Annotated in this window: 10 protein-coding genes and 2 tRNA genes (1 of these 12 only partly in view); 5 read left to right on the top strand and 7 right to left on the bottom strand. The window is 74.0% G+C overall.

Annotated elements, in window-relative coordinates:
• From ACFV5N_RS12015 to ACFV5N_RS11995, 5 genes are all read right to left on the bottom strand, one after another.
• Positions 1–47: transfer RNA gene (locus ACFV5N_RS12015), tRNA-Lys, on the bottom strand (it extends 127 nt beyond the left edge of the window).
• A gap of 124 nt (positions 48–171) precedes the next feature.
• A tRNA-Lys gene (locus ACFV5N_RS12010) sits at positions 172–245 on the bottom strand.
• Positions 236–754 carry a hypothetical protein gene (locus ACFV5N_RS12005; RefSeq protein WP_385597574.1) on the bottom strand — a complete coding sequence of 173 codons (519 nt, stop codon included), beginning with the start codon at positions 752–754 and terminating at the stop codon, positions 236–238. The genes ACFV5N_RS12010 and ACFV5N_RS12005 overlap by 10 nt, the downstream gene beginning before the upstream one ends.
• A 51-nt stretch (positions 755–805) precedes the next feature.
• Positions 806–1,183: a hypothetical protein gene (locus ACFV5N_RS12000; protein WP_019433269.1), complete on the bottom strand. Its 378-nt coding sequence runs from the start codon at positions 1,181–1,183 to the stop codon at positions 806–808.
• 54 nt (positions 1,184–1,237) lie between these two features.
• Entirely contained in the window at positions 1,238–2,116 is an 879-nt protein-coding gene (locus ACFV5N_RS11995) for a phosphatase PAP2 family protein (protein ID WP_385597571.1), read from the bottom strand.
• Between the two features lie 153 nt (positions 2,117–2,269).
• Here ACFV5N_RS11995 and ACFV5N_RS11990 point away from each other — a divergent pair, with 153 nt between their 5' ends.
• The gene (locus ACFV5N_RS11990; RefSeq protein ID WP_385597568.1) at positions 2,270–2,884 is read left to right on the top strand and encodes a histidine phosphatase family protein; all 615 of its coding nucleotides are present in this window, start codon (positions 2,270–2,272) and stop codon (positions 2,882–2,884) included.
• 174 nt (positions 2,885–3,058) lie between these two features.
• Here ACFV5N_RS11990 and ACFV5N_RS11985 read toward each other — a convergent pair whose 3' ends face one another.
• On the bottom strand, positions 3,059–4,417 hold the full coding sequence (locus ACFV5N_RS11985; RefSeq protein ID WP_385597566.1) for a tetratricopeptide repeat protein: 1,359 nt from the start codon (positions 4,415–4,417) through the stop codon (positions 3,059–3,061).
• A 230-nt stretch (positions 4,418–4,647) separates the two neighbouring features.
• On the opposite strand from ACFV5N_RS11985, the gene ACFV5N_RS11980 reads away from it, so the two are divergent.
• A complete protein-coding gene (locus tag ACFV5N_RS11980; protein ID WP_385597563.1) occupies positions 4,648–5,013 on the top strand; it encodes a hypothetical protein in 366 nt (121 codons plus the stop codon).
• Positions 5,014–5,038: 25 nt separating this feature from the next.
• Positions 5,039–5,890 carry a spermidine synthase gene (locus ACFV5N_RS11975; protein ID WP_385597560.1) on the top strand — a complete coding sequence of 284 codons (852 nt, stop codon included), beginning with the start codon at positions 5,039–5,041 and terminating at the stop codon, positions 5,888–5,890.
• 3 nt (positions 5,891–5,893) lie between these two features.
• On the opposite strand, the gene ACFV5N_RS11970 is transcribed toward ACFV5N_RS11975, so the two are convergent.
• Complete coding sequence (locus ACFV5N_RS11970; RefSeq protein ID WP_385597558.1) at positions 5,894–6,478, bottom strand: hypothetical protein; 585 nt, start codon at positions 6,476–6,478, stop codon at positions 5,894–5,896.
• A 32-nt stretch (positions 6,479–6,510) separates the two neighbouring features.
• On the opposite strand from ACFV5N_RS11970, the gene ACFV5N_RS11965 reads away from it, so the two are divergent.
• Entirely contained in the window at positions 6,511–7,206 is a 696-nt protein-coding gene (locus tag ACFV5N_RS11965) for a response regulator transcription factor (protein WP_385597555.1), read from the top strand.
• A partial coding sequence (locus ACFV5N_RS11960; protein ID WP_385597552.1) for a sensor histidine kinase occupies positions 7,203–8,661 on the top strand: 1,459 nt, incomplete at its 3' end. The genes ACFV5N_RS11965 and ACFV5N_RS11960, both read left to right, overlap by 4 nt.

Here is an 8,661-nt window from a genome sequence, read left to right as displayed (position 1 = left end):
CCCGCTGATTAAGAGTCAGCTGCTCTAACCAACTGAGCTAGCGGCGCCTGCTGACATCCACAAGATTAGCACCCCGCGCGCCCCCTTCCGTACCACCCCGGGATGCGGTACGGGGGGCGGTGGAGGGTACGGAAAAGGCCCCCCGCTGCTGCGAGGGGCCTTCCGTGTCGGTGCGCCGCCAGGGACTCGAACCCCGGACCCGCTGATTAAGAGTCAGCTGCTCTAACCAACTGAGCTAGCGGCGCCTGCTGACGTCGTAGACATTAGCACCCCGCCGGTCATCAGCAAAAATCGCCGGCTCCGGCCCCCGCCGGGACCCGTCCCTGGCCGCCCGGACGCACGCCCACAGCAGCATCTCGGGGCCCGGCAGCCACGGGTGCCGGCTCTGCGGCGCCACCAGCCACTGACCGTTCGCCGCCGTCCGGCCGTCCGGCACCGTCACCACGTCCCCCACGCCGTGGCACAGCAGCGGCGGGATCAGCCGGGCGCCCCGGTTCCACTCCTCCCAGCGCAGCAGCGCCGGCAGCCGGGCCGCCGTGCCCGGCTGCGCGAACAGCAGCAGCCGGCCCCGGTGCGCCGCCACCGGGCCGCGCCCGGGTCCGGCCGACCACAGCCGCTCCAGCACCCGCCGCCCGAACAGTCCCGGCGCGCTGATCACATCGAAGTCCGTACCGCAGCGGGCCGTGGCCAGCCACTGGGCGCCGCCGGAGGTGAGGGCCGGCAGCGGGGTCGCCGAGATCGCGGGTTCCGTCATGACAACCAGGTGTACGGCACGGCGCGCGCCGCCGTGCCAACTCCGCGGAAATCAGGACAACGGGGGGTGCCCTCCGGTACCGTGCGGCGACTGCTGCCGCTGGAGCCGGCGGCCGAACTCGATCATCTTCACCGCGTAGTCCTCGGTCCACTCCGCCCGGTCGGCGATCTGCGCCGCCGACAGCCGGTCGAACCGGCGCGGATCGGCCAGCTGCGCCGCGGCCACCGCCTGGTACTCCACGGCCCGGTCGGCCGCCGCCTGGAAGGCCACCGCCAGCTCGGTGGCCCGGGACAGCAGCCGGTCCGGCTCGGAGATCGACTCCAGATCGAAGAAGTGCTCCTCCTGCGGCGCGTCCGTCGGCGGCTCGAAGAACAGCCCTGCCGGGCGGCGGAAGCGGGGCGGCTCCGGTGTCGGTCCGGAATCGGTCATGAGGGAGCCTCCACGGCTGGGTGGGGGAGGGGGACGGTGCGATCCTTCCCCAGGTTACGTCCGGGAGCCGCCCGAGGACCGGCTCAGTTCGGCTTCGCTCCGGCCGGCACCCCGCGCGCTGTCCGCGCGCTCCGGGGCGTACGGGCGTACGGCGCCGGGCCCCTCGCCCCGTACCGCCGCGCCGCGCACCGCGGCGAACCGGTCCTGGACCCGCTCGGCCAGCCGCATGAGCGGCCGGGCCAGCAGGAGCCCGGCGACCATCACCGCGATCCCGGCCAGCGCGTCCATGAAGTAGTGGTTGGCGGTGCCCATCACCACCATCACCGTGATCAGCGGATAGCCGACCGCGAGGGCGCGCAGCCACCGGGTGCGCGGCCCGAAGTACCACAGCGCGACCCCGCACCACACCGCCCAGCCGACGTGCAGACTGGGCATCGCCGCGTACTGGTTGGTCAGATCCCCCATCCCGCTGGGCGCGCTCGCCTCGTCACCCCACCAGCCGTAGTCGCTGTACTGCGAGAGGCTGTCGGTGAAGCCGTGCCGCTCGTGCAGCAGCCGGGGCGGCGAGGTGGGCATCAGCGTGAACCCGATCAGCCCCATCAGGGTCGAGCCCATCAGCCAGGTGCGCATCAGCCGGTAGTGGGCGGGGCGGCGCTTGAAGAGCCAGATCAGGATCGCCGGGGTGACCAGATAGTGCAGGGAGGCGTAGGCGAAGGACGACGGGACGCCCAGCCACGCCTCGCTCGTGAACAGATCGTTCAGCGGCTCCTCGGCGTTGAGGAACAGCGCCCGCTCCAGGCGCAGGATCGACAGGCCGTTCTCGACCGCCGTGGCCACATCACCCCTGGCCAGCAGCCGGGCGCCGGAGTACGCCCCGTACACAACCACGATCAGCAGCAGCTCGGTCCACCAGCGGGGCCGGACTCGGGGCATGGGGTCGGACTCCAGTGTCGGGGCAGGGCTGTTCACCCGCCGGACGGCAGGGCGTAAGGGAACAGACGCTCGGTTGGTACCCATGGTTCCATGCGTGATGATGAGAAAATCAGCCACATACGACCCCGGTGAACCGTGAGAGAAAAGAGCGACATGACCGCGCGCATTCTGCTGGTACGACATGGGCAGACCGCCTGGTCGGTGGACGGACGGCACACCGGGCACACCGATATCCCGCTGCTGGACCGGGGCCGGGCGGACGCCCGCGCGCTGGGCGCGCGGCTGCGGAACGCGCCCTGGGACGGGCTCCCCGGCGCGCAGGTCCGCACCTCACCGCTGTCGCGGGCGAAGGAAACCTGCGAGCTGGCCGGATTCGGCGGCCGGGCGGGCGACTGGGACGCGCTGAAGGAGTGGGACTACGGCGACGCCGAGGGCCGCACCGGCGAACAGATGCAGCAGGACCGGGGCGGCGAGTGGGTGCTGTGGCGCGACGGCGTACGCGGCGGCGAGAGCTTCGCGGACCTGTCGGCACGCGCGGACGAGGTCGTGGCCTGGGCCCGCGAGGCACGCGACGGGGCGGTGCTGTTCGCCCACGGCCACATCCTCCGCTCGGTGACGGCCCGCTGGCTGGGCGAGGACGTCCGCTTCGCCGCCCGCCTGAAACTGGACCCGGCCTCGCTGTCGGAACTGAGCTGGGCCCACGGCAAGCCGGTGATCGCGCGCTGGAACGACACGGCACACCTGGAGGGGCGGGAGGGTGCTGAGTGAAGTGAGCGACATCACCCCGACCGAGCGATAACGGCCCAGGTCAGCATCTCTGCTCCGCGCAGGCGGGGTTGGTCCCCACTTCGACACCGACGACACCCGGTTCGTCGGCTCCCCGCACGCGCGGGGTCGGCCCCGTCCCCGCATCGCGCCGTAACCGCGCCCCGCCCGGCAGGGCTATGCCGCTCGTGCCGCGAACGCGGCGACCTCCGGGGTGGGGGTGCGTGCGGTCAGGCGGTTCGCCGTGTGGCGGAGGAGGGTGCGGATGCGGGAGGAGTGGACCTGTTCCAGAAGGTCCAGGGCCTGCTGGCCGGTTTCCGCCGCCTCTTCGGGGTGGCCGCCTCCGGTCAGGTGGCCGGCGAGTTCGGCCGTGTACAGGGCGCGGTTGCGGACCAGGTGCGGGTCCTGGGCGGTGAGGGCGCGGCGGGCGGCCTCGGCCGCGCGGGGCCAGTCGCCGAGGGCCGCCCAGCAGTGCGCTTCCTGGCTGGCGAGTTCGGCGGCGTTGTAGAAGCTCATCCACTCCGGGTCGGCGTCGTCCGGCCCGTGGTCGAAGGCCGTCCGGGCGCGGGAGAGGGCCAGTTCGCAGCCCCTGCGGTCGCCGAGGCCGGCCCAGCCGGCGGCTTCGCGCAGGGACAGCAGGGAGTGGAGGCGGTGCGAGCCGGTTGCCCGGGCGGCCTGCTGGCCGGCTTGCGCGGCGCGCACCGCCTCGCGGTGGCGGCCGGTGTCGCGGGCGAGGAAGGCGGCGTTGCAGAAGGCGTGCGCCTCCAGCGCGCGGTCGTCGCTGACGCGCGCCGTCGCGAGCGCTTCCGCGTAGTGCGAGCGGGCCTCGGTGTGCCGGCCCGAGTCGTGGGCGAGCCAGCCCACGGACAGCGCGAGTTCGCCGGCGGCGGCGTGCAGGCGGGCGCTGACGGCGGCGCGGGCGGTGCCCGCGTCGAGCAGTTCCTGGGCGGCGCGCAGGGATTCACCGGCCGGGCGGTAGAGGGCGTCCGCGCCGTGGCGGTCGTCGTAGGCGCGGATGTCGGTGACCGCCCGTTCCACGGCAGCGGCCTCGATGGCGCCCACCCGCCGGGGTGGCGCGGGTGCTCCGCCGGTACCGGTAGCCGTGCCGGCAGCGGCGGCGGTCAGGGTGGTCAGGGGGGTGAGGGACGCCACGGCGGCGGGGCCGCCGGCCATGAACACTCGGCGCAACACGTCGCTCTCCTCGGTGTTGTCGGTGCCAGTGCGGTCCCTGGTGGTGTACCCGGTAATGCGTACGGAGGTGCTTGCTCCGGCGCGCGCCCCGCGCCCGCGTACCGCGTCGCGGGGGGCGAAGCCCAGGTCGGTCAGGGTGCGGCCGGGAAACATGTGGCGGAACACCCGCTCGTAGGCGTAGTTCGGGCAGCGGATGACGCCGGACTCCACCCGCCCGATGTACCGGGCGTCGCAGCTGACGTTCTCGCCGATCTCCCGGGCGGCCCGCCGTACCGCCGCGGCGAACTCGGCGGCCGAACGGTCGCCGCGCAGGGCCCGGAAGGACCGGTTCGGTGACGTGGCCATGGCGGGCGCACCTCCCTGGGGAGCCGTCCGGCCGGTGGCCGGCAGGGGAGTCCTGGGGCACGACCGTACCCGTCGCGGAACCATCCAAGACGCGGATATCTGCGTACACATCGGATATTCCGCACGGGATCTGCCATGATCTGCCACTCGTTTCAGCGGCACATGCCCGTAGCCATTGACGCCTGTGCGGCGTTGTACCTCACACACCGAGACGTGAGGAGTGAATCCCCATGGCGAACGGCGGCGGATCACAGCCGTGCGATCTGGTCACGGTTCCGGCCAGAGAGGGCCTGGAAGCCGTGGACCTGATGGTGCGGCTGCTCAACGGCACCGGCCCCGTGCTGCACGACCGGAACGGCGACACCCTGGGCTTTCTCGTGCCGCCCGGCACCGCCGAGCGCTGGGACGTGCCCGGCAGTGCCTGCACTCCCACCTACGGCCAGCCGCAGGGCGTGGGCCGCCCCCCGGTCTCCGGCACCGGCTGGCTGGTCCCGCCGGACGGCTCCGTTCCGCAGGCCACCCCGCCCGAGCGGCTGCGCACCGCGCTGCGGCAGGCCGCCCGGCTGCTCGCCGCCGCCGACCGCTGTCAGCCCTGACCGGTCCGCGCGCGATACTGAACGGATGGCGCGACGAGCACGGCAGGCGGAGACGACCAGCGCGACGGTGGCCGGCGGACGGGCGGAACTGCTGCCCGACCCCGACCGCGCCGACGCCTGGGAACTGCTGCTCGACGGCGCCCCGCAGTCCCACGTCGATCTCACCGAGCCGGCCCGGCTCGCGTTCGAGTACCAGCGCCGGCTCGGTCATGTCATCGACGTGGTGGCCCCCGAACGCGCCCCGCTGCGCGCCGTGCATCTGGGTGGCGGCGCCCTCACCCTGGCCCGCTACACCGCCGTCACCCGGCCGCGTTCGGTCCAGCAGGTGGCGGAGCCCGACGCGGCGCTCACCGAGTTCGTCCGCCGGCACCTGCCCCTGCCCGCCGGCGCGCGCATCAAGGTGCGCGCCCTGGACGCGCGCGAGGCGCTGGGCCGCATGCCCGCGGACTCGGCCGAGCTGATCATCGCCGACATCTTCCACCACGCCCGCACCCCCGCCCACTGCGCCAGCGCCGAATTCCTGGACGCGGTACGCCGGGTGCTCGCCCCCGGCGGTCTCTACGCCGCCAACATCACCGACGGCGGCCCGCTGACCCATCTGCGCGGCCAGGCCGCCACCGCCCTCGACCGCTTCCCGGCCGCCGCGCTGAGCATCGCCCCCGCCGTCGCCCGCGGCCGGCGCTACGGCAACGGCATCCTCCTCGCCTCCGACGGGCCGCTGCCCCTGGACGCCCTGCGCGCGCGGCTCGGCCGCGAACCGCAGCCCACCCGGCTGCTCACCGGCGCGGAACTGCGCGACTTCACCGCCGGCGCCCGGGTGGTCACCGACGCCACCGCCCAGCCCTCCCCGGCTCCGCCCGCGGACCTCTTCGGCTGAGTCTCAGCCCTCGTGCACCTCGATGGCCGGCTCGTAGCCGTGCCAGGTGCAGAACGCCGACACCTCCCGGCCGTGCCCCACGAAGGTGACCCGCAGATAGGACTCGGTCGTCCACACCTGCATCTCCCAGCCGGGCTCCGGCGTGGCCGACACCAACTCGCAGCGCTCGGTGCCGAGTTCGTAGACCACCCGGCCGCCGTCCAGGGACACCGTCTCCACCCGCCCGGCCGTGTCGGGCGGCGGATCGGCGGGCTCCGCACCGCCGTCGGTACCGGGCCCGGCCCCCGCCTCGGGCTCCGGTTCCGGCTCCGGACCGGTGTCGGGCGGCGGGGTGCTCTGCGACCCCGCCGGTGCCGAGGCGCCGGGGTCCGGCTCCGGCCCGGACGGCGGCGCGGCCGGATCCTGCGGCGGCCGGTGCGTGGAGGACGCGTCCGGCTCCGTCCACGCCGAGGCGTCCCGCACCGGAACGGCACGCGGCGGGTCGTACACCGTGCCGCGCAGCACCGTGTACACCCCGAACCAGGAAAGCGTCACGGCCGAACCGGTGGCAACCAGCCAGACACCCGCGCGCACCAGGAGACGTTGCATCAGGATCACCCTAATGGCGTACGGTGCCGCGCATGGCGCATGTGCTCGTCGTGGAAGACGACCCCTTCGTCCGGTCGGCACTGATCCGGCAGCTCACCGATGCCGCACACACCGTGCGCAGCGTGGGCACCGCGCTCGAAGCGCTCCGGGAAGTGGCCCAGATCGGCTTCGACCTGGTCATCCTCGACCTCGGACTCCCGGACCTGGACGGCAGGGAAGCCCTGAAGATGCTGCGGGGCATCACCGACGTCCCGGTGATCATCGCCACCGCCCGCGACGACGAGGCCGAGATCGTCCGGCTGCTCAACGACGGCGCCGACGACTATCTCGTCAAACCCTTCTCCGCGGAGCACCTTTCGGCCCGCATGACGGCGGTATTGCGCCGAGTACGCGCCTCCGGCGGACGCCCCGGCGCACCCCAGGACGACGAACTGCGCGTCGGCGGCCTCTGCGTCGACCCGCTGCGCCGCCGCGCCCGCCTCGACGGCATCGAACTCGACCTCACACGCCGCGAGTTCGACCTGCTCGCGTTCCTCGCCCAGCGCCCCGGCGTCGTCGTCCCGCGCAAGGAACTCCTCACCCGGGTGTGGCGCCAGTCCTACGGGGACGACCAGACCATCGACGTCCATCTCTCCTGGCTGCGCCGCAAACTGGGCGAGACCGCCGCCCAGCCGCGCTACCTGCACACCCTGCGCGGCGTCGGAGTGAAGCTGGAAGCGCCCCGATGAGATGGGCGCTGGTGCGCATCTCCCTCGCCGTCACCTCCATGGTCGTTCTCGCCTTCGCCATCCCGCTGGGCCTGGTCGTCCAGGAGATGGCCGGGGACCGGGCGATCGGCAACGCCGAACGCCAGGCCGCCGCCATCGGGCCGGTCCTCGCCATCACCGGTGACCGCGACCAGCTCGAACGCGCCGTCGCCAGCACCGAGGCGGGCGCGGCCGGGCGCATGGCCATCTGGCTGCCCGCCCCGGACGCGGCCGAGGCACCCGGAGCCACCGAACCACCCGAAGCCGCCGGCCCCACGGATTCCGACGCGTCCGGTGCCCCCGGCGCACCCGCCGATCCCGGCGGGGAGGCGCTCGTCATCGGCGAACCCCACACCAGCGACGAGGACTTCCGCTCCTTCACCGAGTTCGCCCGCGCCGCCACCCTGGAGGTCCCCGGCGGCGTCACCCTCCTCCAGCCCACCGCCGTCTCCGGCGAACGCATCGCCGTCGTCGAGGTGTTCGTCCCCGACGCCGACCTCACCCCCGGCGTCACCACCGCCTGGCTGGTTCTCACCGGGGTCGGCATCGCCCTGGTGGCCGGTTCCCTGGTGATCGCCGACCGGCTCGGCCGCCGCACCGTACGCCCCGCCGAACAGCTCGCCGGTGCCGCCCGCAGACTCGGCGAGGGCCGCCTGGACGTCCGCGTCCCCGAGGCCGGGCCCGCCGAACTGCGCGAGGCAGCCGTCGCGTTCAACTCCATGGCCGACCAGGTCGTCCGGCTGCTCGCCAACGAACGCGAACTCGCCGCCGACCTCTCGCACCGGCTGCGCACCCCGCTCACCGTGCTGCGCCTGAACACCGCCACGCTCGGCGAGGGCGACGCCGCCGACCAGACCCGGCACGCGGTGGACCAGCTGGAGGCCGAGATCGACCAGATCATCCGCACCGTGCGCGAACAGCGCTCCCACAGCCCCGAGAGCGCCGGACCCGGCGAACGGGGCGAGGTGGACGCCGCCGAGGTGATCAGGGAACGGATGGCGTTCTGGTCCGCGCTCGCCGAGGACGAGGGCCGCGAAGCCCGGCTCTCCGGCGCCGACGCGCCCGTACGGGTCCCCGTGCCGCGCGCCGATCTCGTCGCCGCGCTCGACGCGATGCTCGGCAACGTCTTCCGGCACACCCCCGAGGGCACCGCCTTCGCCGTGGACGTGCACCACGCCAGCACCGACGACGCCGTGATCGTGCTGGTCTCCGACGCGGGCGAGGGGATCGCCGACCCGGACGCCGCGCTCCGCGGGGGGCCCGCCCCCGCCGGGCCGGGATCCACCGGCCTCGGCCTGGACATCGTGCGCAGGCTGGCCGAATCGACCGGCGGCGATCTGCGGATCGGCCGCTCGGTGCTGGGCGGCGCCGAGATCCGGCTGTGGCTGGCACGCGGCGGCACCGCGCCGGACGGCGGGCCGGGCCATGACCCGGGCC

This window comes from Streptomyces sp. NPDC059853 (assembly GCF_042731495.1).
Taxonomy (GTDB): domain Bacteria; phylum Actinomycetota; class Actinomycetes; order Streptomycetales; family Streptomycetaceae; genus Streptomyces.
The sequence above is the reverse complement of the archived record's forward strand: the minus strand, read 5'-3'. Positions and strand labels throughout refer to the sequence as shown.

What these genes read in the sequence shown, in the direction of transcription:
- ACFV5N_RS12005 (WP_385597574.1), bottom strand. Translation starts at nt 754, where the DNA reads ATGACGGAACCCGCGATCTCGGCGACCCCGCTGCCGGCCCTCACCTCC.
- ACFV5N_RS12000 (WP_019433269.1), bottom strand. Translation starts at nt 1,183, where the DNA reads ATGACCGATTCCGGACCGACACCGGAGCCGCCCCGCTTCCGCCGCCCG.
- ACFV5N_RS11995 (WP_385597571.1), bottom strand. Translation starts at nt 2,116, where the DNA reads ATGCCCCGAGTCCGGCCCCGCTGGTGGACCGAGCTGCTGCTGATCGTG.
- ACFV5N_RS11990 (WP_385597568.1), top strand. Translation starts at nt 2,270, where the DNA reads ATGACCGCGCGCATTCTGCTGGTACGACATGGGCAGACCGCCTGGTCG.
- ACFV5N_RS11985 (WP_385597566.1), bottom strand. Translation starts at nt 4,417, where the DNA reads ATGGCCACGTCACCGAACCGGTCCTTCCGGGCCCTGCGCGGCGACCGT.
- ACFV5N_RS11980 (WP_385597563.1), top strand. Translation starts at nt 4,648, where the DNA reads ATGGCGAACGGCGGCGGATCACAGCCGTGCGATCTGGTCACGGTTCCG.
- ACFV5N_RS11975 (WP_385597560.1), top strand. Translation starts at nt 5,039, where the DNA reads ATGGCGCGACGAGCACGGCAGGCGGAGACGACCAGCGCGACGGTGGCC.
- ACFV5N_RS11970 (WP_385597558.1), bottom strand. Translation starts at nt 6,478, where the DNA reads ATGCAACGTCTCCTGGTGCGCGCGGGTGTCTGGCTGGTTGCCACCGGT.
- ACFV5N_RS11965 (WP_385597555.1), top strand. Translation starts at nt 6,511, where the DNA reads ATGGCGCATGTGCTCGTCGTGGAAGACGACCCCTTCGTCCGGTCGGCA.